Annotated in this window: 21 protein-coding genes (1 of these 21 cut by a window edge); 8 read left to right on the forward strand and 13 right to left on the reverse strand. The window is 62.1% G+C overall.

All coding sequences use genetic code 11. The features are described from left to right. A protein-coding gene (locus tag AO692_RS29420; RefSeq protein WP_054313596.1) for a M23 family metallopeptidase crosses the window boundary here: on the forward strand, positions 1 to 753 show its 3' end. It extends 1,215 nt beyond the left edge of the window; only the last 753 of its 1,968 coding nucleotides appear in the window; its start codon lies beyond the left edge, outside the window; the stop codon is at positions 751 to 753. A gap of 23 nt (positions 754 to 776) precedes the next feature. Here the strand turns inward: AO692_RS29420 and AO692_RS29425 are convergent, their stop codons facing one another. The 4 genes from AO692_RS29425 to AO692_RS29440 form a co-directional block, all read right to left on the reverse strand. Further along, positions 777 to 1,613: a GGDEF domain-containing protein gene (locus tag AO692_RS29425; RefSeq protein WP_054313597.1), complete on the reverse strand. Its 837-nt coding sequence runs from the start codon at positions 1,611 to 1,613 to the stop codon at positions 777 to 779. Between the two features lie 155 nt (positions 1,614 to 1,768). Continuing rightward, a complete protein-coding gene (locus tag AO692_RS29430; RefSeq protein WP_054313932.1) occupies positions 1,769 to 3,316 on the reverse strand; it encodes an MFS transporter in 1,548 nt (515 codons plus the stop codon). 122 nt (positions 3,317 to 3,438) lie between these two features. Beyond that, the gene (locus tag AO692_RS29435) at positions 3,439 to 4,920 is read right to left on the reverse strand and encodes a L,D-transpeptidase family protein (protein ID WP_054313598.1); all 1,482 of its coding nucleotides are present in this window, start codon (positions 4,918 to 4,920) and stop codon (positions 3,439 to 3,441) included. 276 nt (positions 4,921 to 5,196) lie between these two features. Further along, positions 5,197 to 5,562 (reverse strand): MmcQ/YjbR family DNA-binding protein, encoded by a 366-nt coding sequence (locus AO692_RS29440; RefSeq protein ID WP_054313599.1) that lies wholly within the window; start codon positions 5,560 to 5,562, stop codon positions 5,197 to 5,199. Positions 5,563 to 5,766: 204 nt separating this feature from the next. Between AO692_RS29440 and AO692_RS29445 the strand changes: the two genes are divergently transcribed. The 3 genes from AO692_RS29445 (at position 5,767) to AO692_RS29455 (ending at position 7,286) form a co-directional block, all read left to right on the forward strand. After that, positions 5,767 to 6,171, forward strand: a complete 405-nt coding sequence (locus AO692_RS29445) for a VOC family protein (RefSeq protein ID WP_054313600.1) — start codon at positions 5,767 to 5,769, stop codon at positions 6,169 to 6,171. Positions 6,172 to 6,230: 59 nt separating this feature from the next. Continuing rightward, positions 6,231 to 6,767 carry an AAA family ATPase gene (locus tag AO692_RS29450; RefSeq protein ID WP_054313601.1) on the forward strand — a complete coding sequence of 179 codons (537 nt, stop codon included), beginning with the start codon at positions 6,231 to 6,233 and terminating at the stop codon, positions 6,765 to 6,767. Between the two features lie 117 nt (positions 6,768 to 6,884). After that, complete coding sequence (locus AO692_RS29455) at positions 6,885 to 7,286, forward strand: DoxX family protein (protein WP_054313602.1); 402 nt, start codon at positions 6,885 to 6,887, stop codon at positions 7,284 to 7,286. 6 nt (positions 7,287 to 7,292) lie between these two features. Here AO692_RS29455 and AO692_RS29460 read toward each other — a convergent pair whose 3' ends face one another. Next, complete coding sequence (locus tag AO692_RS29460) at positions 7,293 to 8,717, reverse strand: PLP-dependent aminotransferase family protein (protein WP_054313603.1); 1,425 nt, start codon at positions 8,715 to 8,717, stop codon at positions 7,293 to 7,295. 112 nt (positions 8,718 to 8,829) lie between these two features. On the opposite strand from AO692_RS29460, the gene AO692_RS29465 reads away from it, so the two are divergent. Further along, positions 8,830 to 9,693: a DMT family transporter gene (locus AO692_RS29465; RefSeq protein ID WP_054313604.1), complete on the forward strand. Its 864-nt coding sequence runs from the start codon at positions 8,830 to 8,832 to the stop codon at positions 9,691 to 9,693. An 82-nt stretch (positions 9,694 to 9,775) separates the two neighbouring features. Here AO692_RS29465 and clpB read toward each other — a convergent pair whose 3' ends face one another. The 7 genes from clpB to AO692_RS29500 form a co-directional block, all read right to left on the reverse strand. Continuing rightward, positions 9,776 to 12,382: an ATP-dependent chaperone ClpB gene (gene clpB / locus AO692_RS29470; protein ID WP_054313605.1), complete on the reverse strand. Its 2,607-nt coding sequence runs from the start codon at positions 12,380 to 12,382 to the stop codon at positions 9,776 to 9,778. A gap of 246 nt (positions 12,383 to 12,628) precedes the next feature. Beyond that, positions 12,629 to 13,480, reverse strand: a complete 852-nt coding sequence (locus AO692_RS29475; protein WP_244483548.1) for a DUF4167 domain-containing protein — start codon at positions 13,478 to 13,480, stop codon at positions 12,629 to 12,631. Positions 13,481 to 13,805: 325 nt separating this feature from the next. Further along, positions 13,806 to 14,678, reverse strand: coding sequence for a peptide chain release factor N(5)-glutamine methyltransferase (gene prmC, locus AO692_RS29480; protein WP_054313607.1), 873 nt, complete (start codon positions 14,676 to 14,678; stop codon positions 13,806 to 13,808). Between the two features lie 4 nt (positions 14,679 to 14,682). Next, on the reverse strand, positions 14,683 to 15,759 hold the full coding sequence (gene prfA / locus AO692_RS29485) for a peptide chain release factor 1 (RefSeq protein ID WP_054313608.1): 1,077 nt from the start codon (positions 15,757 to 15,759) through the stop codon (positions 14,683 to 14,685). 17 nt (positions 15,760 to 15,776) lie between these two features. After that, a complete protein-coding gene (ptsP, locus tag AO692_RS29490; protein WP_054313609.1) occupies positions 15,777 to 18,047 on the reverse strand; it encodes a phosphoenolpyruvate--protein phosphotransferase in 2,271 nt (756 codons plus the stop codon). A 76-nt stretch (positions 18,048 to 18,123) separates the two neighbouring features. Then, positions 18,124 to 19,398 carry an aspartate kinase gene (locus AO692_RS29495; protein WP_054313610.1) on the reverse strand — a complete coding sequence of 425 codons (1,275 nt, stop codon included), beginning with the start codon at positions 19,396 to 19,398 and terminating at the stop codon, positions 18,124 to 18,126. A gap of 192 nt (positions 19,399 to 19,590) precedes the next feature. Then, positions 19,591 to 19,980 (reverse strand): VOC family protein, encoded by a 390-nt coding sequence (locus AO692_RS29500; protein ID WP_054313933.1) that lies wholly within the window; start codon positions 19,978 to 19,980, stop codon positions 19,591 to 19,593. A 112-nt stretch (positions 19,981 to 20,092) separates the two neighbouring features. Between AO692_RS29500 and AO692_RS29505 the strand changes: the two genes are divergently transcribed. The 3 genes from AO692_RS29505 (at position 20,093) to ubiG (ending at position 21,700) form a co-directional block, all read left to right on the forward strand. Further along, complete coding sequence (locus tag AO692_RS29505) at positions 20,093 to 20,440, forward strand: metalloregulator ArsR/SmtB family transcription factor (RefSeq protein WP_054313611.1); 348 nt, start codon at positions 20,093 to 20,095, stop codon at positions 20,438 to 20,440. Next, a complete protein-coding gene (locus AO692_RS29510; protein WP_054313612.1) occupies positions 20,412 to 20,822 on the forward strand; it encodes an SRPBCC domain-containing protein in 411 nt (136 codons plus the stop codon). Before AO692_RS29505 ends, AO692_RS29510 begins: the two co-directional genes overlap by 29 nt. 131 nt (positions 20,823 to 20,953) lie before the next feature. Beyond that, positions 20,954 to 21,700, forward strand: a complete 747-nt coding sequence (ubiG, locus tag AO692_RS29515; protein ID WP_054313613.1) for a bifunctional 2-polyprenyl-6-hydroxyphenol methylase/3-demethylubiquinol 3-O-methyltransferase UbiG — start codon at positions 20,954 to 20,956, stop codon at positions 21,698 to 21,700. Between the two features lie 39 nt (positions 21,701 to 21,739). On the opposite strand, the gene AO692_RS29520 is transcribed toward ubiG, so the two are convergent. Beyond that, positions 21,740 to 22,255 carry a flavin reductase family protein gene (locus AO692_RS29520; protein WP_082407651.1) on the reverse strand — a complete coding sequence of 172 codons (516 nt, stop codon included), beginning with the start codon at positions 22,253 to 22,255 and terminating at the stop codon, positions 21,740 to 21,742. Positions 22,256 to 22,264 lie beyond the last annotated feature (9 nt).

The raw sequence follows: 22,264 nt of genomic DNA on the forward strand, positions 1-22,264 counted from the left end.
GTCATCAAGATCCTGGCCTCCGATGTCGACTACCAGGCACGGCTGAGTTCCAGCGATCGCCTCGAAGTGCTGTTCTCGCAACCCGATAGTGACGATCAGGCTTCGGAAGATTCGGAACTTCTCTATGTGTCAGCCAGCATCGGCGGCATGACCCGTACGCTCTACCGGTTCCAGCTTCAGGACGGCAGCACCGACTACTTCGACGAGAACGGCCGCAGTGCCGAGCAATTCCTGCTGCGGAAAGCCGTGCCCAACGGCACCTTCCGCTCTGGCTTCGGCGCGCGCCGCCATCCGATTCTCGGCTATGTCAGAATGCACACCGGCGTCGATTGGGCAGCGCCTACCGGCACGCCGATCATCGCAGCTGGCAACGGCGTGGTCGAAAAAGCCGGCTGGGCAGCCGGCTATGGCAAACAAACGATCCTTCGTCACGCCAATGGCTACGAGACGTCCTACAATCACCAGAGTGCCTTCGCTCGTGGCGTCCAACCGGGGGCCCGCGTCCGGCAAGGTCAAGTGATCGGTTATGTCGGGACCACCGGTCTCTCGACCGGCGCGCATCTTCACTACGAGCTCATCGTCAACGGTACCAAGGTGGATCCGATGCGCGTGCGTCTCCCCACGGGCAAGGTCCTGCAGGGCGACGATCTCGTCGCCTTCAAGCGCGAGCGCGAACGCATCGACGATCTCCTCAAGCAGCAAGAAGGCACCGGGCTGAAAGTTGCCAGCGCAAGCGCGGCCACCAGCAAATAGCCGCTTTGTCGACAGCCAACCGGTCAGTTTGCGATGACACCATTCGAATCGCTCAGACCGATCAGCCCACGGCGCGAAGGTTTGGCCGCATACATGGCTTGATCGGCGGCCTTGATCAGCGAATTGGCGTCGTGACCGTCATCCGGAAAGATGGCGATGCCAACGGTGGCGCCGACTTCAAGCTGCACTTCGCCCAACTGGCGTGCCTTGCTGATATCGCGTGAAAGCCGCTGCGACAGGAAGAGAACGGACTCGCGACCCGGCACCGCCATCACGATCACGCCGAACTCGTCGCCACCGAGCCGGGCTGCCGTCGCTCCCGCCGGCGCCGCCAGCGCGATCTGCTGTGCTACATCGATCAACACCTCGTCGCCGACAGCGTGACCGTGCATGTCGTTGACCGGCTTGAACCGGTCAAGATCGATGAACAGGACCGCACAGCTTGATTGCGATTGTCTTGCGCTCTCGATCGCCTGAGCCAGCGCCTCGCGAAAACGTCTGCCATTGGCCAGTCCGGTCAGCGGATCGTGCCGAGCTGAATCATGGGCCAGCCGCTCGGCTGCCTCGCGGCGCCGGACCTCATGGGCAAGCTGCCTTGTTCGAACAGCCAGGAATACCAGGGACACGACACCGACACACAAAAGCAGCGCAAGGATTTCGTCCAGCTGCCAGTCCTCGTGAGTCCGCGTGATCCGGTAGAGCCAGTCAAAAAGGTCGACCTTCACGGCGAAAGCAAAAAGTCCAGCCACCAGCAATATCCAGGAGCCGACAAGAACGAGCATGCGCCGGTCAGGCCATCTCACATCGCCTGAAGCGATCTCGGAGGAACCCAGTTGCCGCCGCAGATCATTCTTCGACATGCGCGCCCCTCACTCGACGATAAACCACGTCGCGTGCCTGTCCCGGCATTATAGCACATTACCGCTTGCGAATATGCACCAAAGAAGTGCGGCTCTCTTTACCGTATGATCGCCGCTCGCAGCGTCATTCAATTCTTTCCGTGACCGTCACAAATTCAGTGAGCGGGCGAGCCGTCCGGCTTCTCCTCCGGTTGAGGAACCGGTGGCGCCGGCTGCGTCAACCAAGCGGTTATGGCTGCGATGAAACACATGACCGCCGAGATCGCCGCGACAGCCTGGAAAGCGCGACCCGTTGCAGCTGTCCGCATTGCATCCGCCGCCGGCTCGATGACGGATTGAGGCAACACCCCAAACTCGGTGCCGCTCGCACCACCGCCGGCGGCAGCATAGACCAATCCGACCACGGCGCCGAGCGCGGCGACAGCCATCAGACCGGCAATGCGCGCAACCGCATTGTTGATACCGGACGCAGCACCGGTATCTCTATCGTCGACCGAAGTCATGATCGCTGTCGACAGGGGCGATACGACCAGCGCCATACCGAGCCCCATCAGCATCGCAAGTGGGAAAACCCCGCTCCAGAAGCCATGGAAATCCGTGCCCGCCAGTATGGCCAATCCGGCAAAGGCGACACCCACCACGAAACTGCCGAGAGTGATCGGCAGGCGCGCGCCGGTCCGGTCGGACCATCGACCGACTGGGCCGGACAACAATGCGATTGCCGCCGACAGGGGCAGGAAGATGAATCCCGCCTCCGCTGTGCTTAGCCCCCAGCCTGCGATCAGGAGCATCGGCAGATAGAAAAGCACCGCCGACAGCGCGAAATAAAGAAAGAAGGTCGCAGCATTGGCACCGGAGAAGGCTGCGATCCGAAACAGCCTGAGATTGACCATCGGTTCGCGATGGCTGTTCTCCCACAAAAGGAACACCGCAAGCGCGGCAAGACCGATCAGAAAGACTGCGATGTTGACCATCATCGAGCCATTGCCGCCTTCCGCGCTCATCGCCGTCAAACCATAGGCCATGGCACCGAAGGCCCCTGTGGCAAGCGCCGCACCGCCAAGGTCGAGTCCTCTGGGGTGCGCCGGTGAATCGGCCGGCACTTTGGCAAGCAGCAGCCAGATCGCAAAAGCGCCGAGCGGCAGATTAATGGCGAAGATCATCCGCCAGACGCCCGCACCGAAACTGGAGAGAACCATGCCCCCAAGGACAGGGCCAAGCGCCGTCGTCAACGCCGAAGCTGCCGCCCAGATGCCGATGGCTCGGCCCCGTTCCGCCTTGGGATAGGCCTTGGCGATAATGGCGAGGCTGCCAGGCACCATGATGGCCGCGCCGATGCCCTGGATTGCCCTGAATAGAATGAGCAGTGGCGCTGTCGGAGCGAGCGCGCAGGCGATTGAAGCTGCAATGAACAGCGCGATCCCGGCGACGAAGGCACGGCGCAGACCGAACCGGTCTCCGGCCGCACCACCGGCCAGGATGAGCGCGGACAGCGTCAGCGCATAGGCATTGGAAATCCACTGTGCCTCGACAAGGCTTGCGCCGAGATCGGCACGCAACACCGGCATGGCGATCGAAAGCACCGAACCGTCGATGAAGCCGAGTGCGGAAGCGAGAATGGCTGCGACCAGCACATAGCGACGGCTGCGCTGCGGGCAAAAGGTTTCCGTCGCAGCCAACCCGCCGAGAACGCCGGCATCCATGTTCGTATCGCTGCTCGCCTGCATGGCTTTGCTTAACGCAGCTCCGCACGAATCGGTATCGATTTTCGGACGGAACGCTGCGCGAAATCGAAAACGAGGCGCGTTTGTTCCCCGGAAGGAACCTATTCGACGAAATCGACCGGCACGCCGGGCTTCACCAACCTGGCGAGTTCTGCCGCATCCCAGTTGGTCAGGCGTACGCAACCATGGCTTTCTGTCTTGCCGATCTTCGAAGGCTCTGGCGTGCCATGGATGCCGTAGGTCGGCTTGTCGAGCGCGATCCAGATCGAACCGACCGGGCCGTTCGGCCCCGGCGGAATGGTCAATACCTTGTCGTTGGCGCCCTGCTTGAAATTGATCTTGGGGTTATAGGTATAGTTCGGATCGAAGGCGACACGCGATACCGCATGCGTGCCTGTGGGGGATGGCGTGTCGGACGATCCGATCGTTGCCGGATAGGCTGCAACCAGCTTTCCGGAACCATCATAGGCGCGAACCTGCTTGCGGCTCTTGTCGGCAATGATGTGTGTCACCGGCGTCTGCGCCAGCCTGCCGAAATTGACCACTTTCACCAGGGTGCCCGGCCGGTTGAAATTGACGCCCGGATTGATCGCCTTGAGATACGCCTCGTCCATGTGGAACCGCTCGGCGAGCGCCTCGGTCACCGAAGTGAAGCTCATGCGCTCCAGTGTCGCCTTGCGGCTGTAGTCCTCCGGGATGGAAGCAACGTAAGGGCCCGCGGCATCCCCGGCGGTGATGGAATAGGTGGCGAAAGCCGGCCCTCCCGTTTTCTCGAGCTCCGCCTTGATGGCCGTTGCATCGGTCGACTTCAGATTGGTGCCGGTGATTTCCCGATAAGCGGCCAGCGCCTTGTCCATGTTGGAACCGAAACGCCCATCGATGGCGCCGGGCGAAGCACCGGCACGATCGAGCAGGACCTGCAGCGCAGCGATATCTTCGCGTGCGCCTAGCGACAGAGACGGATTGACCGTCGACTTGCCTCCGGCAGGCGGCTCGGCCGGAACGACCGAACCGTCGGGTGAGGTTGGCTGCGCCGGGTCGATCGAAGCTTCCTTCAGCGGCTGACGCTCCACCGGCTGCGGTGCCGGAATGCCATCGGGGTTGGCCGGCAGGGGATCGCCATAGCGGTCGCGTCGCCCTGGTGCCGGCGGAAAGGTCTCGACCATACTGCCGTCGGGAGGAGGATTGTCGTAATAACCGCCGTCGTCTTCCGGATACTGATAGGCACGCTGGTCTTCCATCTGCCGGCGGCGAAAGCGTGCCATGTCTTCGGGATCGTCAAGATAATAACGCTCGTCGTCGGGCACACGCTCGACACGCCGTTGGCGGTTTTCAAGACGCAATGCCCGCCGATCGAAGCGCGTCTGCGGCGGCTGGATCGCCAGAACCTTGCCGGTATAGGCATCGACGATGACGCGATTGCCCTTGCCGTCATAGAACACCTGATAGTCGCCGTTTTGGGCGACCTGGATACCTTCGGCCTTTCTTGCCGCTGTACCTTCCACGACCGGCTGCGGCGAGGGCGCCGCCTGGGCGCCGAACGCCAGCGACAGGCCCAGAGCAATTCCAGCAAAAATGTGCAACGGTTTCGCGTCCGGAATTGCGTAAAAACAAAGTGCGAGAGCGTTTCCGGGTTTCCGACAAAAACGGAAACGCTCTAGCGTCAGGGCTGAAAACGAGAGCATCGTGCGCAGCATGTAGTCCGAATTCTCCGACGCGTTCCGTCACCGATTTGTCCATCGGCCGGGGGCTATGCAAGTCCTGCGGGGCCATGATCCGCCTAACGATTCAACCATGAACTGGGCATGAACATGGCGGTTTCGCAAGACTGGCGTCTCGAAAACACCTTCCCCGTGGCTCTACTCCTCCAATCCCACTTCCCGCCGCTCGCGTCTGGTCAGATTGCGCGCAGCGAGGCGGTGACTATCCCTGAGGTAGTCCTTCAGAGCTTCGTCATCCATGGTCTCGGACGTTACCCGCTGGATCCATTTCATGCCGCGTGATGCGAGATAGGGTGCAGGCCGGCAACCGGGCTGTTCCCTCAGAATATCGTACGCCATGTCCGAGCATTTGAAGGTGAAGAAGGGACTCTCGGCCTGTTCACTCCAGCCGCCAATCGCGAAGACCTTGCTGCCGACTTTCCAGACATGGGCACCACCCCATTGCACGACGTGATGGACAGCAGGCAGTGATGCGCAGAAGCTATTGTATTCGTCGAGCGTCAAACCAGCCTCCGTCGGATTGGTGGTGCTGCCAGCGCTTTATCTTTTCCCCCGCATGTTAGAAATACCAGTCGATCGTCGGGACGCTATTCAGCGCCGCACTTTTTCCCGCGCGATGACGTTGGCACCCCGATCGTCAGCAGGTGGTGCAGTCCAGGGCAGACAATTCAAACTAAACCCTCCACTGCACCATCAAAGGACGAACCTATGTTCAGCCACGTAACTGTCGGCGTCAGCGATCTCGATCGCGCCGAACGCTTCTATGACGCCGTGCTTTTGCCGCTCGATCTTCGGCGTCGCCCGGTTACGCCCGATGGCGGCCCGGCATCCGCGTGCTGGGTCGGCAAGGACCGCACGTTGCCACGATTTTACGCCTACATTCCTTTTGACCGCGGGCCGGCGAACGCCGGCAACGGTTCCATGGTTGCGTTCCTGGCGCCCTCTCCCGAAGCGGTCTCCGAGGCCTATGCAGCAGGTATCGCGGCCGGTGGATCGGACGAAGGCGCTCCGGGCGATCGCCCTCACTATGGCGACGGCTATTTCGGTGCCTATCTGCGCGACCCTGACGGCAACAAGGTGCACATTGTGCACCGCGGCGACGTCGAGGATTGAGTGTTCCCGCCGGATGCCGGCAACCTTGGACGCCTTCACACATCATGTTAGACGCGGCCATGGTCGAATTTGCAGGCGAGATTCTGATCCTTACCGGCACACCGGGATCAGGCAAAACCACCACCGCCAAGGCCCTGGCAGTCGAAGGCGGATCAGCAAAGGTCCATCTCCACTCCGACGACTTCTGGCATTTCATAAAAAACGGCGCCATCGCCCCCTATCTGCCGGAGGCTCATCGACAGAATGCGGTGGTGATCGATGTTCTGGCCAAGGCAGCGCAAGGCTACGCCAGAGGCGATTTATTCGTCATCGTCGACGGCATCATCGGCCCCTGGTTTCTGGAACCATTCAAGGCACTTGGCGTGCCGCTGCACTATGTGGTGCTGCGGCCGCCGCTCGAGGTAGCCATCCGCCGCTGCCGCGACCGTGGTGGTGACACCCTCACCGACCCGGAGCCGATCGCTGCGCTTCACCGGCAGCTTTCAGAATTGGGGAATCTGGAAAGGCATGCCATCGACATCGGCGACCAGGGCCGCGAACAGACGCTTGCCGCCGTGATCGAGGCCCTGCGCGGCGGCACGTTTCGCTTGTCCTGATCGGCCGCCGGCCGGCTCCGCCATGCAAATCAGCAGCAGCTAAAATCTCGAACAGTTTATTGCCCTGTTATCGGATGTCGCCGCTATCAGTGGGGAGCTGAACAACGAGAGACGCCAATGATCGATATCGATTCGCTGCGACCGCAATTTCTGAGCATTCTTCGCATTGCAAGCGCCCTCACCCTGTTTCAGTACGGCAGCGGCAAGCTGCTGGGGTTCCCCGCACTCGAACGTATCCCGGCGACCTTTTCCCTGCCATGGTTTGCGGGGGTTCTGGAATTGATCGGGGGTGCCCTGCTGTTGGCCGGGTTGTTCACACGCCCCGCCGCGTTCGTTCTGTCCGGTCTGATGGCCTTCGCCTACTGGATCGGCCATGCGCCGAATTCGTTCTTTCCGGTCCTGAACGGCGGCAACCTCGCCATCGTCTACTGTTTCGTGTTCCTGTACCTGTTCGCTGCCGGTCCAGGTCCATGGAGCCTCGATGCGTATCGGAAGCCGGTAGTCCCCGCCACAGCCTGAAGCTCGTCAGGCTTCTGCCTGCGGATCGCTGCGCTTCATCGCTTTGGCAAGCACTTCGAACATCCGCTCCCCCTGCGATTGCGCCACATTGAAACGCAGGAAACGGCTGGCCGTCCTCGACAGGCTGAAGGCATTGCCGGGTGCCAGCACGACACCATCGGCCAGCGCACGCCGGGCGACATCGGCGGCATCCAACCCGTCCGGCAGGCTGCACCACAAGAACATGCCGGCACGCGGTTCGATCCAGGGTTTGATGCCAAGCGGTTCGAACCGCCGGATCGTGTCGGCCATTGCTGCCGACAGGCGCTGCCGCAATGTCTCGATATGTTTGCGGTAGCTGCCATCCTTGAGCAGCGAAAGCACCAATTCCGCCGAAAGATGTCCACCGCCGAAAGTGGTCGATATCTTGAGATCGGTCAGTGGCTCGACCCAGTCGCGCGGGGTAGCGATGAAGCCGCAACGTACCGACGCGGACAGCGTCTTGGAAAAACTGCCGATGTGGATCACCCGCGAGAGGCCGTCAAAAGCGGCAAGGCGCGGCGCCGGCTCCATCTCGAAATCGGCGAAGATATCGTCTTCGACGATGGTCAGGTCAAACTGATCGGCCAGTTTGAGCAAGCGATGCGCTGTGACCGGCGAGAGCGTTGCGCCGGTCGGATTGTGCAGCGCGGAATTGGTGATGTAGAGGCGCGGCCGGTGCTCGACGAGCGCCTGGGCGAACAGGTCGAGATCCGGCCCTGTCGGCGTATAGGGCACGCTCACGATATTGGCGCGATGCGCGCGCAACAAGGCATGGAAGTTGAAATAGCACGGGTCGTCGACCAGCACCGTGTCGCCGGGCTCGATGAGGAACCGACACAGCAGGTCGATCGCCTGCGTGCCCGACTCCGTCAGCACGATCTGGTCAGGCGAGGCCTCGATGCCATGTTCGCCCATGCGGCGTGCAAGCAGTTGCCGCAGCGGCGCCAGCCCGAGCGGTGTGCCATAGTCGGCCAGGGTCGCGTCCTTGGCATGAGCAAGGCCGCGCAGCGCGCGCCGTAGTGCCTGCTGCGGCATCCAATCGGCGGGCAGCCAACCGCAACCGGGCTTCAACACGTCCCCGCCGGCTTCCAGCGACTGCCGCGATACCCAGAATGGATCGATCTCGCGGTCGAGCCTCGGCCCGACCTCGGCGAGCGAAAGCGGCGCCAGCGGACCGCAGACATAGAAGCCCGAGCCCGGCCGCGAACGGATCGCGCCTTCCGCCGCCAGACGCTCATAGGCTTCGACCACGGTGGACGTGGAAACCTGCATCGTCTTGGCGAAGGCGCGCACGGAGGGCAGCTTGGCGCCTGGCGTCAATTGGCGTGCCGAGATGCGCTGCCGTACCGTCGCCATGACAGTCGCGATCAATGTTCCGTCTCTGCTTGCTAGCGCGGCGAGGTCATCCATCTGTATTGCTACCGTATCCATAACAGTTTGATTGAACTGTATCTCAGTGTATCTGGCGGCACCACCTCATTCCTGTCGATAAGGACCCCGATCGGTTGCTGGGAGTTCGCCTGTGGACAAGACGACGAGTGGATGGTTCAACGGTTTTCTGGGCGTGCTGATCTTCAGCGGCTCGCTGCCGGCGACCCGGGTGGCCGTGATGGATTTCAGCCCCGTTTTCCTGACGGTGACGCGTGCTGCGCTCGCCGGTCTGCTCGGCCTGGCGCTTCTGATGGTCTTTCGCGAGAAACGCCCAAGCCGGGACGACCTGATTTCGCTCACCATCGTGGCGCTCGGCGTCGTGGTCGGCTTTCCGCTTCTGACTGCGCTGGCGCTCGAGCATGTCACCTCGGCGCACTCCATCGTCTTCATCGGCCTGTTGCCGCTGGCAACAGCCATCTTCGGCGTGCTGCGCGGCGGTGAGCGACCTCGCCTCGCCTTCTGGCTGTTTTCATGCCTCGGCAGCGCACTGGTAGCCGGATTTGCCTTGTCGCGCGGGCTTTCCGCCTCGCCGGTTGGCGACGCGCTGATGCTGGCCGCCATCGTCGTCTGCGGGTTGGGTTATGCCGAAGGCGGAAAACTATCGCGCCGGCTGGGCGGCTGGCAGGTTATCTGCTGGGCCCTGGTGATCTCGCTGCCACTCATGCTGGTGTTGAGCGTCGTCACCTTCCCGCCGTCTCTCGCCAACGTCGGCATGCCGGCATGGGTCGGCCTTGCCTATGTTTCATTGTTCAGCATGCTGATCGGCTTCGTGTTCTGGTATCGCGGGCTGGCGCAGGGTGGCATCGCAGCGGTCGGCCAATTGCAGCTCTTGCAGCCCTTCTTCGGCCTGGCTCTGGCTGCCAGCCTGCTGCATGAACAGGTCAGCGCCGCCATGATCGTCGTCACTCTCGGTGTCGTGCTGTGTGTGGCAGGCGCCAAAAAATTCGCCAAATAAGCCGCACCGGCCGATACGAAAAAACGCGCCCCTTCCTGGAAGAGGCGCGCTTTCTTAGCAATAGGCCTTCAGCAAGCTGCCGTTAAGCGGCCTGCTCGGCCACGACAGTCGGCTTCGAGCGGAAGTTCAACCTGTCCGAACCCGCGGTCACCTTGACGGTCGAACCATCGAGGATCTCGCCCATCAGGATCTTTTCCGCCAGCGGATCCTGCAGTTCCTTCTGCATCACCCGCTTCAGCGGCCGCGCACCATAGGCCGGGTCGTAACCCTTGTCGGCCAGCCACTCGATCGCTTCCTTGTCGAGGTCGAGGGTGATCTTGCGGTCGACCAGCAGCTTCTCCAGCCGCTTGAGCTGGATCTCGACGATCTGGCCCATATCCTTGCGCCGCAGCCGGTGGAACAGGATAACCTCATCGACGCGGTTGAGGAATTCCGGACGGAACGAGGCTTTCACCACCGCCATCACCTCGTCGCGCACGGCATCGACATCCTGGTCTTCGCCGAGGCCGACCAGATATTCGGCGCCGAGGTTCGACGTCATGATGATCAGCGTGTTGCGGAAGTCGACCGTACGGCCCTGCCCGTCCGTCAACCGGCCGTCGTCCAGCACCTGCAACAGCACGTTGAAGACATCCGGATGCGCTTTCTCGATCTCGTCGAACAGCACCACCTGGTAGGGCCGACGCCGCACGGCTTCCGTCAGCGCACCACCTTCCTCATAGCCGACATAGCCGGGAGGAGCGCCGATGAGGCGGGCGACCGAGTGCTTCTCCATGAACTCCGACATGTCGATGCGCACCATCGCGGTCTCGTCGTCGAACAGGAACGAAGCGAGCGCCTTGGTGAGTTCGGTCTTGCCGACGCCGGTCGGTCCCAAGAACATGAACGAGCCGATCGGCCGGTTTGGATCCTGCAGGCCGGCACGGGCACGCCGCACGGCCTTCGACACAGCCTGTACGGCCTCGCCCTGACCGACGACACGCTTGGCGATCTCGTCTTCCATGCGAAGCAGCTTCTCGCGTTCGCCTTCCAGCATCTTGTCGACCGGAATGCCGGTCCAGCGCGACACGATCTGAGCGACATGGTCCGGCGTGACCACTTCCTCGACCATGCCGCCGCCCTGTCCGTCACGCGCTTCGGCTTCGGCAAGCTTCTTTTCCAGATCCGGGATCTTGCCGTAGGCCAGTTCACCGGCGCGCTGGAACTCACCCTTGCGCTGCGCGATCGCCAGCTCGTTGCGGGCGTCGTCGAGCTCCTTCTTCAGATCGGCGGCCAGCCCGAGCTTCTGCTTCTCGGCCTGCCACTTCGCAGTCAAGGCATCGGACTCTTCCTCGAGCCCGGTCAGCTCCTTTTCGAGCCGGCCCAGACGATCCTTGGAGGCATCGTCCTTCTCGACCTTCAGCGCTTCGCGCTCGATCTTCAACTGCATGATGCGGCGGTCGATCTCGTCCAGCGCTTCCGGCTTGGAATCGACCTGCATCCTGAGACGCGAGGCCGCCTCGTCGACCAGGTCGATCGCCTTGTCGGGGAGGAAGCGGTCGGCAATGTAGCGATTGCTCAGCGATGCCGCCGAAACCAGAGCGGAGTCTGAAATGCGCACCTTGTGGTGCTGTTCATACTTCTCCTTCAGGCCGCGCAGGATCGAGATCGTGTCCTCGACCGTCGGCTCCTCGACAAAGACCGGCTGGAAGCGGCGAGCAAGGGCCGCGTCCTTCTCGATGTATTTGCGGTATTCATCGAGCGTGGTGGCGCCGACGCAGTGCAGTTCACCGCGCGCAAGCGCGGGCTTCAGCAGGTTGGAAGCGTCCATCGCGCCATCCGCCTTGCCGGCTCCGACCAGCGTATGCATCTCGTCGATGAACAGGATGATACCGCCGGCGGCGGAGGTGACTTCGTTGAGCACGGCCTTCAACCGTTCCTCGAACTCGCCGCGGTATTTCGCGCCGGCGATCAACGCGCCCATGTCGAGCGCCATCAACTGCTTGTCCTTCAACGACTCCGGCACATCGCCGTTGACGATGCGCAGCGCCAGGCCCTCGGCGATCGCCGTCTTGCCGACACCGGGTTCACCGATCAGCACGGGATTGTTCTTGGTGCGGCGCGACAGCACCTGGATGGTACGGCGGATTTCGTCGTCGCGGCCGATGACCGGATCGAGCTTGCCGGCACGAGCGTCGGCTGTGAGATCGCGCGCATATTTCTTCAGCGCGTCGTAACTCTGTTCGGCGGACGCAGAATCGGCGGTACGGCCCTTGCGGATATCGTTGATGGTGGCATTGAGCGCCTGCGCCGTCACGCCAGCCTTGGACAGGATATCGGCGGTCTTGGCCGACTTCTCCATGGCGAGAGCCTGCAGCAGACGCTCCACCGTCACGAAGCTGTCGCCGGCTTTCTTGGCAAGGTCCTCGGCGGTCGAGAACACTTTCGCCAGCGGCTGCGCCATGTAGAGTTGGCCGTTGCCGCCCTCGACCTTGGGCTGGGCATTGAGCGCCGCATCGACGGCGACTTCGACGTCGCGTGGGCGCCCCCCGGCACGCTCGATCAACGACGCGGCAAATCCCTCGTCGTCATCGATCAGTGCCTTCAGGATATGTTCTGGGGTGAACTGCTGGTGGTTGCGGTTCAACGCATATTGCTGTGCGGACTGGATGAAGCCGCGCACGCGCTCGGAATATTTCTCAAGATTCATCATTGTCTCCTTCCGTCACCGGCCCGCTTTGCAGCACCGGATCAGCCTTGGTGACGGACCCGCTCTTCTGAGCCGGACCCTGTTCAGCCGTGATATGGGACGTAAGCCCTTGTCTCTCAAGACGCATTGATGCCGATCAAGGCAGATATTTCTCTGATGCCGTCTGACCGAAGACTATAGCGCAGCCAAACAAAAAAACGGCGGAGATTTCTCTCCGCCGTTTTTGATCTCGAAAGGAGTCGATGCTTAGCTATCGGCGTTGGCCGTTTCCGTCGCATCGCCAGCTTCTGCTGCTTCCACAGTCTCAGCTTTCGGCTTGCGCGGGCGCCGGGGTTTGCGCGGCGCGGCTGTTTCGGTCTCCGTCTCGCGCGCCTCGGCGTGAGCGGCGAGCTGCGCCGGGTTGAAGCTTTCGAACTGCGGTGCCGGTTCGGCAGCGGCCACGGGAGCCGGCTCTTCGGCCACGACAACCGGAGCAGCCTCTACCGGAGCAGCGGCCTGAGGCTGCGCTTCTTCGCGCCTGTTGCCGTTTTCGCCGCGCGGACCACGGTCACCACGCTGCCCGTTCTGGCCATAACTGTTGTTGTGGCGACGGTCGCGGTGATGGCGGTTGCCATTGTTGTCGCGGTTGTTGTCGCGATAGCCGTTTTCACGGCCGTTGTTGTCGCGACCATTTTCGGAATTGAGCGCCACTTCGGCGGGCGTGCCTTCGATCACCGGCTGGGGCCCGGAACCCTGGTTGGCCGACTGGCCTTCGCCTGCATTGGCACCGTTTTCGAAATCGTCGCGCTCTTCTTCGAGATCATCGTCGAAATCATCGCGATTCTGCTGGAAGTTCTGGATCGGCATCTGCGCCTGGGCGGCGGCAATGATGCGATTATAGTGTTCAGCATGCTGGAGATAGTTCTCAGCCATCACCCGGTCGCCCGAACTCATCGCATCGCGAGCGAGAGTCGCGTATTTCTCGGCGATCTGCTGGGCGGAACCGCGGATCTTCACATCCGGACCGTTGCTCTCGTAATTGCGGTTGAGCGGGTTCGGCCCCTTGCGGTTGTTGTTATTATTATTGTTGCCGCCGCCGCCATTGTTGCGACCGCGCATGCGTCTATTCTGCTGTTGTGGCCTCATCAGGGTCTCTTCGCTTCAAAAAACTTGAAAATCTTCGCGCACGGCGGCGCTCATGCAGCCTGCCGTTTCGCTGTTTCACCGGTGCTCGCCCGCATCGATTGCGTTGGCGCCACGTGTCATCCTGTTCCGGTTACATCACTTGCCGGACGATTCCCGCACGAAGCTTGGGCGTCGTTTCGCAAGAAGGCAGCTATTTCAAAGGAACCGAATCGCTAAGAGCACTGCCTGCTTCGTCTCATCCGGTAAATCGACCCTAGCCGCATTCCTTAGCCTTGCCAAGCGGTTTTTCGCCGCGCCTTCAAGCTTTTCCGCCGCCTGTGAACATTAGTACGCGATCATTTCCGGCAAGATCGCGCAACGCCGTTTTCAGGAGGAATCCTGCATCCAAGAAGATATCGGTCACCTCTGCCTTCTGGCTGCTACCGATCTCAACGGCGACGACGCCGCCGACTTCCAGATGCCTGGCACTTTCCCTGGCGATTATCCGATAGGCATCGAGCCCATCAATACCGCCATCCAGCGCCCGCAACGGGTCGAAATTGCGCACCTCCTTCTGCAGCGTTTCGATCTCCGCACTGCATATATAGGGAGGGTTGGAGACGATTGCATCAAATTGACCGGAAATTGCTTCGAACCAGTTGGATTTGACGCCTATGAACCGTTCTGAAAGGCCGAGATCGAGGGCATTGCGGGTGGCGGTGGCCAGCGCATCTTCGGAAATATCCACGCCAACGGCATGAGCCTCGGGAACCATCGCGAGCAACGCCAGCGCAATGGCACCCGTTCCGGTGCCGAGGTCCAGAATACGGCAAGCGCCCTCTCGTTCGCCAATGTCGGCAAGCAACGGCGCTATCGCGTCCACCAACGTCTCGGTGTCGGGACGCGGTTCCAGGGTTTCGGCAGACAGGCCGAGCCGCAGCCCGTGGAATTCACGATAGCCAAGAATCCGATGCACCGGTTCGCCGGAGATGCGACGGATCAGTGCGGCATCGACCGCAGACAGCGTATCGGTGTCGATGATGCGGTCGGGATCAGTGATCGCCTCGGTGCGGGTCGTCCCGGTAAGGTCCTCGACCAGAAGCCTTGCGTCGAGCGCTGCACCTTCAATGCCGGCATCCGTCAGCCGCTTGCGTGCCGAAAGCGACAGCTCGGCAAGGGTCGTGCCCTTCACGGCCTCACCCTTCCTTCATCTCCGCGAGAAGCTTCGACTGGTGGTCTGCGATCAGCGCGTTGACCACTTCATCCAGTTCGCCCTCCATCACCCGCTCGAGCTTGTAGAGGGTAAGATTGATGCGATGGTCCGTCAGGCGTCCCTGCGGAAAATTGTAGGTGCGGATGCGCTCGGAACGATCGCCCGAACCGACCTGCGACTTACGCGATTCGGAACGCTCCTCGTCGGCGCGGCTGCGCTCGAGGTCGTAGAGCCGCGCACGCAGGATCTGCATGGCGCGCGCCCTGTTCTGGTGTTGGGACTTCTCGGCCTGCACCACCATGATGCCGGTGGGCAGATGCGTGATGCGCACGGCCGAATCGGTGGTGTTGACGTGCTGGCCGCCGGAACCGGACGCGCGCATCGTGTCGATGCGGATGTCTTCCGCCTTGATCTCGATATCGACTTCCTCGGCCTCCGGCAGCACAGCCACCGTCGCCGCCGAGGTGTGGATGCGCCCTTGCGTTTCCGTTGCCGGCACCCGCTGCACCCGGTGCACGCCGGATTCGAACTTCAGATGCGCGAACACGCCCCTCCCCGAAACCGAGGCGATGATTTCCTTGAAGCCGCCGACCTCACCGTCGCTGGCCGAGACGACCTCGAACCGCCAACCCTTGGAAGCTGAATAGCGCTCATACATGCGAAACAGATCGCCGGCGAACAGAGCTGCCTCGTCGCCACCGGTCCCTGCACGGATTTCCAGGATGGCGTTGCGTTCGTCGGCGGCATCCTTGGGCAGGAGCAGGACCTGTATATCCTGCTGCAGCGCCTCGATGCGGCTTTCCACCTCCGGCAGGTCGGCCTCGGCCAGCGCCCGCATTTCGCTGTCGGTGCCCCTGTCGCCGAGCATCGCCTCGAGATCTTCCTGCTCGCGTTCGGCAGCGCGCAGTTCACGGATCTTCGCGACCATTTCCTGGATGTCGGCATATTCAGCCGCCATCTTCACATAGGCATCCGGCGCCGGGCCGGCCGCCATTTGCGCTTCGAGCATATCGAAACGCTTGACGACTTGGTCCATGCGGTCGCGAGGCAGATTGATCATCGGGTATCGAAGGCTTCTTACAAGGGAATGCCGCGGTCGTCCGCGAAGGCCTGCAGCAGCGCGCGGATCGGCATGCCTGTGGCAGGCTGGTTGAGGTTGTCGGCGAAGAAAGCTTCCAGCTCTTCCAATGGCAGGTCGGTCAACATCGCCTTGACCGGGCCGATCGATGCCGGTGACATGGAGATGGAGCGGAAGCCGAGGCCGATCAAGGCCATGGCCGAAATCGGCTTGCCGGCGAGCTCGCCGCAGAGCGTCACCGGCGTGTCGTTGCGGTGGCCGGCATCGGCGATCTGCTTCAGCACGCGCAGGAACGGTATCGAGACCGGGTCGAAACGATCGGCCAATTGTGTGTTGCCGCGATCCACCGCCATCACGAACTGGAACAGGTCGTTGGAGCCGACCGAGACGAAATCGACCGCCTTCATCAACTCGTCGAGTTGGAACAGCAGCGACGGCACTTCCAGCATCGCACCCAGCTTCAGGCTGGTCGGCAGATGGTGGGCGAAGCGCGACAGGTGCCTCACCTCGCGTTCGATGATCTCGCGTGCCTGCGCGATTTCGCCGAGCTCCGTCACCATCGGCAACATCAGCTTCAGCTCACGCCCGCCGGCGGCTTTGAGCAACGCGCGGATCTGTGTCCGCAGCAGGCCGGGGCGGTCCAAGGTCAGTCGGATCGCCCGCCAGCCGAGTGCCGGGTTCTCTTCCTGCGTGGCATTCTTGAAATAGGGCAGCACCTTGTCGCCGCCGATGTCGATGGTGCGGAAGGTGACAGGCTTGCCACGCGCTGCTTCCAGCACATCGCGGTAGAGTTTTTCCTGCGCCTCGGCGCGTGGGAAGGTCGCCGCCACCATGAATTGCAGCTCGGTGCGGAACAAGCCGATGCCGGCGGCGCCCGATTCGGTCAACTGTGGCAGGTCTACGGCCAGGCCGGCATTCATCAAAAGATCGACCTGCACGCCATCCCGGGTGACCGATGGCTGTTTGCGCAGCTCCCGGTAGAGTTCCTGCCGGCGGGCACGGAAGCGCACCTTCTCGGCATAGGCCGCCTCGAGGTCCTGTTGTGGCCTCAGATGAATGGCGCCCTCGTCACCATCGACGATGATGGCATCGCCGTTCTCCGACATCGACACCGCGCCTTTGACCTGGCCGGCGACCGGAATGCCCATGGCGCGCGCGACGATGACGACATGGCTGGTTGCCGCGCCCTCTTCGAGCACCAGCCCCCGCATCTTGTCGCGCGGATAGTCGAGCAGTTCCGCAGCCCCCATGGAGCGGGCGACAATGATGGCATCTTTCGGCAGCGAAGCGGCGACGTCTTCCGGCCCGCGCCCCATCAGCTGACGCAGCAGTCGGTTGGCGAGGTCGTCAAAATCGCTCATCCGCTCGCGCAGATAGGGATCTGTCATGTGGATCATGCGGGCGCGCATGTCCGACTGCACCTTTTCCACCGCTGCTTCCGCCGTCAGGCCGTTGCGGATCGCCTCTTCCAGGCGGCGCACCCAGCCACGGTCGTTGGCGAACATGCGGTAGGCTTCCAGCACCTCGCGGTGTTCGCCTTCGAAGGCGACATCGCGCCGCTCCAGCATGTCGTCGATGGAAAGCCTGAGCGAGCCGAGCGACTCTTCGAGCCGGCGGACTTCTTCCTCGCTGTCTTCGTTGAACAGGTTGGTGACGACAATGCGCGGCTCGTGCAGCACCACATGACCGAGCCCGACGCCTTCGTTGAAGGACACGCCTGTGAAGGAGACCGGCCGACTGAGATCGAGTTCCATGCCTGGCCGCGACAGCCGGGCAAGATCGCCGGTGGCGACCATCTCGGCGATCACCATCGCGGTGGTTTCCAGCGCCTCGACCTCGTCCTCGCGGTAGACGCGCTTGGTGCGGTTCTGCACGACAAGCACGCCGAGGGTGCGGCCTGCTCTCAGCACCGGCACGCCGAGGAAGGCGTGATAGATCTCTTCGCCTGTCTCCGGCAGATAGGCGAAGGCGGGATGTTCCTGCGCGTTGGAAAGGTTGAGTGGGCGGGCGCTGGCAGCAATGGTGCCGACGAGGCCCTGGCCGAGGCGCAGTTGCGCCAGGTGCACGGCGTTCTTGTTGAGACCTTCCGTGGCGTAGAGCTCGAGCACGGAATCCGCGCGCAACACGTAGAGCGAGCAGACTTCCGCCACCATGTTGGAGGCGATATCGCGCACGATCCGGTCAAGCCGATCCTGCGGCTCCAGCGGCTCCTGCATGAGCTCGCGGAGCCGTTTCAACAAAACGCGCGGGCCGATGGCCGTCTCACGCATCGCGGCTTCTCCAAAGGCGATTGGGCCGGTGCGGTTCCCAGCGCACCGGCCCGACGCAAAAACCGACTCGGGTCTCTTATTGCTTATCGAGACCGTAGACGGAATGCAAAGTGCGAACAGCCAGTTCCGTGTAAGGACCGTCGATCAGGATCGAAATCTTGATCTCGGACGTGGTGATCGCGCGGATATTGATGCTTTTTTCGGCAAGTGCCCGGAAAGCGGTCGCCGCGACGCCGGCGTGGCTGCGCATGCCGATGCCGATGACGGAAACCTTCGACATGCCTTCGTCGTGCTGGAGGGCGTCGAAGCCGACGGTCTGCTTGACCTTGTCCAGGACCGCCAAGGCCTTGGCGACATCGCCGGACGGCACGGTGAAGGTCATGTCGGTTGACTTGCCGTCTTCCGAAATGTTCTGGACGATCATGTCGACATTGATGTTGGCTTCAGCGAGGGGGCCGAAGATGCCACCGGCCACACCTGGCCGGTCGGCGACACGGCGCAACGAAATCTGCGCTTCGTCCTTGGCGTAGGCAATTCCGGTGACGACCTGCTGTTCCACGATTTCATCCTCGTCGCAAATGAGCGTTCCGGGCGGATTGAGCAAATCCCCCATGCCGGGCGCATCGGGATCGTCGAAGGACGATCGCACGAAAGTGCGCACCTTGTGTACCATGGCAAGCTCCACCGAGCGCACCTGAAGAACTTTGGAGCCGAGCGAGGCCATTTCCAGCATTTCCTCGAAGGAGATGCGGTCCAGCCGCTTGGCTTTGGGCTCGATGCGTGGGTCGGTGGTGTAGACGCCGTCGACATCGGTATAGATGTCGCAGCGGTCGGCCTTCACGGCTGCCGCGATCGCCACCGCACTGGTGTCGGAGCCGCCGCGGCCGAGCGTCGAAATGCGGTTGTCCGGTGCGATGCCCTGGAAACCGGAAATCACCGCCACCTGGCCTTCCTTGAAACGCTGGATCAGGAACGAACCGTCGATGTCGGCGATGCGTGCCGCGCCGTGCGCGCCATCGGTCTTGATCGGGATTTGCCAACCTTGCCAGGAGCGCGCGTTGATGCCCATCGATTGCAGCGCAATCGCCAGCAGACCGGATGTGACCTGCTCGCCGGAAGCAACGATGGCATCATATTCGCGCGCGTCGAAGAACGGGCTGTTGGCGCCGGTTGCCTTCGGCATGCCCTGCACCCAGCCGACAAGCTCGTTGGTCTTGCCCGACATCGCCGAGACGACGACGGCCACCTCGTGCCCGGCTTCGACCTCGCGTTTGACGTGACGCGCCACATTGTGGATGCGGTCGAGGTCGGCGACGGAGGTTCCGCCGAACTTCATCACGATGCGCGCCATGGAAGCGGAAAGCCTTTGAATGCAGGCCTGGTGGCCAGGGATGGACAGAAAAGCCCCGGTTGGCCGGGACGCAAAAATGCGCGGCTTCCATAGCCAAAACACAAGGCCTTCGCAAGGCGCACGCCGCCGATGTGGCAGCGTGGCGCAAGTCTCTTGCGTTTTGACGCCTTCCCTTTGCCTCGAAAGGCCGGATTATTCCTTCAGCGGTCCACCGATCGCCCAGCTATGCCCAAACGGATCGCGCAGTTGGCCGTAGCGACTACCCCAGAACACGTTGTCCAACGGCATTGTCGCGACAGCGCCTGCGTCGATCGCCCGCGACCACCAGCGATCAGCGTCATCGACCTCGAGATGCACCGTCACACCATGCGGCTTTTCGGCCGACATGCCGAACTCCGGAAAAAGGTCCCACATCATCACGTCCGATCCGTTGATGCGGATATGCGCGTGCATCAGCCGTTTGCCGTCTTCGGCATCCTGGCGGCTTACCTCTTCCGCGCCAAAGGCTGTTTTGTAGAACTCGATGGCTTTCTTGGCTCCATCGATGGTCAGACAGGGAATTACTCCGTTCAAGGCAGTCATTTCGGTCTCCTGTTTGATTTTCTTTCCCGCCCCAACAGCCAGCGACAGCTTGACGGGCACTGTATCGTCGATGCAGATTGAAATTCAAGTTTATACTTGAATGAGAGAATGGATGGCAAGAACCTCGACCCAAGGCGACGTCTTTGCAGCTATTGCCGATCCGACGCGCCGGCGCCTGCTGGAGCGCATCGGAAATCGCGAGCGTTCCGTTGCCGAGCTGACCGCTGAAGTCGGGGCAACGCTCGCAAATGTCTCGTTGCACCTGCAGGTATTGACTCGCGCCGATCTGGTGCGCCGGCGCGCCGCCGGGCGCCAGCGCCTCTACCGATTGAACCTTGCCCCGCTTATGAAAGTTACCGACTGGGCTGCTCAGCTTTCAGCCTTCTGGAATGAAAAGCTCGATGGCCTCGGCGAGTTGGCGGAGAGGCTCGATGCTGAAGCCGATCAATCTGACATTTGAGCGCGATATCCGTGCCTCGCTTACAACGGTTTGGGCTTGCCTCACGGATCCGAAGCTGATCTCGCAATGGTTCTTCGCCGTCGATTTCAAACCGGTTGCCGGCCATCGCTTCCACATCACGGGACAAGCGATGGCCGGCTGGCGCGGCTGGACCGAAGTCGAAGTGCTTGAGATCACCCCTCCGCATCGCATGGTCTGGTCGTTCGATTGTGCCGAGCAAGCGCCTGCGGGGCGTGTCGTCTTCAGCTTGAACGAACACGCCAGCTTTGTCCGCCTTGTGCTGACGCATGACGGCCTCGTACCAGAGCAGACATTGCGCCTGCTCGAAGCCGGCTGGAGAGAATACACGGGAAATTTGCTGACGCTTGCCGAAGCGCTTTGACCGGGTCATGGCTTTGGAAAACAAGGGCTTCGGTGCGCGGTCATGCTACGCTGCGGTGACGCGTGCGCAAAACGCGCCTTGACAATCCTCCCTCATCTGCTGACTTCCTTCTCCCCGAAGGAGACAAAGTCATGCCAGAGCCCCGACGATCGACGATCGACGCCGGAGAAGTCGAGCGCTTCTCAGCTCTTGCCGCCGAATGGTGGAACCCCAACGGGAAATTCCGTCCGTTGCACAAATTCAATCCTGTGCGGCTGGCCTATATCCGCGACCAGATCGCCACTCGTTTCGGCCGCGATGCGCGCGCAGCGAAACCCTTCGAGGGTCTGCGCATCCTCGATATCGGCTGCGGCGGCGGGCTGCTGTGCGAGCCGATGGCGCGCCTGGGTGCCGAAGTGGTCGGGGCGGACGCCTCGATGACCAACATCGAAGTGGCGAAACTGCACGCGACGGAAGCGGGCGTGGCTGTCGACTACCGTGCCACCACGGCGGAAGATCTGGCCGATTCCGGCGAGAGATTCGATGTCGTTCTCAACATGGAAGTGGTCGAGCATGTCGCCGACATCAACCTGTTCGTCGGCAAGTGCGGCGAGATGGTGAAGCCGGGCGGCATCATGTTCGTGGCGACCATAAACCGCACGCTGAAAGCGTTGGGACTCGCCATCATTGGCGCTGAATATGTGCTGCGCTGGCTGCCCCGCGGCACGCACAAATTCGGCAAGCTGGTGCGGCCGGACGAGCTGGAGCGCGCATTGAGCGGCGCCGGCCTGGCGGTAACCGACCGCTCCGGCGTCATCTACAATCCGCTCGCCGACCGCTGGCAACGTTCCAAGGACATGGACGTCAACTACATGGTGCTTGCCGAAAAGGCAGCCTGACGAACAGGTGGCCGGCACCTGTTGGCGCCGGCCGTTCGTTCATACCTCTGCGCGAAGCGGCCGATAAGCGCCGTGCCAATAGATCAGCGCCTCTCCCGTATCCTGGGTGCGCACGGCTTCGACGGAGCCGATGACAATCGAATGCGTGCCGCGATCGATCATTTCATCGAGGCTGCAGTCGAATGCCGCCACGGCATCCACCAGAACCGACGCGCCGGTCTTCATCGTCGTCCATTCCGCGCCGGCATAACGATCATTGCTCTTTATGCCGCCGAAGCCGGAGAAGCGCTCGGCCACATCCTGATGCTGCGGCCCCAGCGAATTGACGGCGAAATGGCGATGGCGTTCGATGACGGGCCAGGTCGAGGACGAGCGGTTCACGCAGGCAATGACCTTGGGCGGCTCGGCCGATAACGAAACCACCGAGATCACCACAAGGCCGGAGCGATCCTCGCCGATACCCGCGGTGATGACGCTGACATTGCCGACGATGAGCCGCATGGCCGAGCGGAAAGTGGTAGCGTCGACCGGTCCTGAAGGCATTGATGTCGTCATAGCCGCCTC

Source organism: Mesorhizobium sp. 1M-11 (assembly GCF_001303895.1).
In the GTDB taxonomy this organism is placed as follows: Bacteria; Pseudomonadota; Alphaproteobacteria; order Rhizobiales; family Rhizobiaceae; genus Mesorhizobium.

Excerpts from the sequence above, each read along its gene's own strand:
- AO692_RS29425 (WP_054313597.1), bottom strand. The coding sequence starts at position 1,613 with ATGTCGAAGAATGATCTGCGGCGGCAACTGGGTTCCTCCGAGATCGCT.
- AO692_RS29430 (WP_054313932.1), bottom strand. The coding sequence starts at position 3,316 with ATGGATGCCGGCGTTCTCGGCGGGTTGGCTGCGACGGAAACCTTTTGC.
- AO692_RS29445 (WP_054313600.1), top strand. The coding sequence starts at position 5,767 with ATGTTCAGCCACGTAACTGTCGGCGTCAGCGATCTCGATCGCGCCGAA.
- AO692_RS29450 (WP_054313601.1), top strand. The coding sequence starts at position 6,231 with ATGGTCGAATTTGCAGGCGAGATTCTGATCCTTACCGGCACACCGGGA.
- AO692_RS29455 (WP_054313602.1), top strand. The coding sequence starts at position 6,885 with ATGATCGATATCGATTCGCTGCGACCGCAATTTCTGAGCATTCTTCGC.
- AO692_RS29460 (WP_054313603.1), bottom strand. The coding sequence starts at position 8,717 with ATGGATGACCTCGCCGCGCTAGCAAGCAGAGACGGAACATTGATCGCG.
- clpB (WP_054313605.1), bottom strand. The coding sequence starts at position 12,382 with ATGAATCTTGAGAAATATTCCGAGCGCGTGCGCGGCTTCATCCAGTCC.
- AO692_RS29475 (WP_244483548.1), bottom strand. The coding sequence starts at position 13,480 with ATGCGCGGTCGCAACAATGGCGGCGGCGGCAACAATAATAATAACAAC.
- prfA (WP_054313608.1), bottom strand. The coding sequence starts at position 15,759 with ATGATCAATCTGCCTCGCGACCGCATGGACCAAGTCGTCAAGCGTTTC.
- ptsP (WP_054313609.1), bottom strand. The coding sequence starts at position 18,047 with ATGCGTGAGACGGCCATCGGCCCGCGCGTTTTGTTGAAACGGCTCCGC.
- AO692_RS29495 (WP_054313610.1), bottom strand. The coding sequence starts at position 19,398 with ATGGCGCGCATCGTGATGAAGTTCGGCGGAACCTCCGTCGCCGACCTC.
- AO692_RS29500 (WP_054313933.1), bottom strand. The coding sequence starts at position 19,980 with ATGACTGCCTTGAACGGAGTAATTCCCTGTCTGACCATCGATGGAGCC.
- AO692_RS29505 (WP_054313611.1), top strand. The coding sequence starts at position 20,093 with ATGGCAAGAACCTCGACCCAAGGCGACGTCTTTGCAGCTATTGCCGAT.
- AO692_RS29510 (WP_054313612.1), top strand. The coding sequence starts at position 20,412 with ATGCTGAAGCCGATCAATCTGACATTTGAGCGCGATATCCGTGCCTCG.
- ubiG (WP_054313613.1), top strand. The coding sequence starts at position 20,954 with ATGCCAGAGCCCCGACGATCGACGATCGACGCCGGAGAAGTCGAGCGC.
- AO692_RS29520 (WP_082407651.1), bottom strand. The coding sequence starts at position 22,255 with ATGACGACATCAATGCCTTCAGGACCGGTCGACGCTACCACTTTCCGC.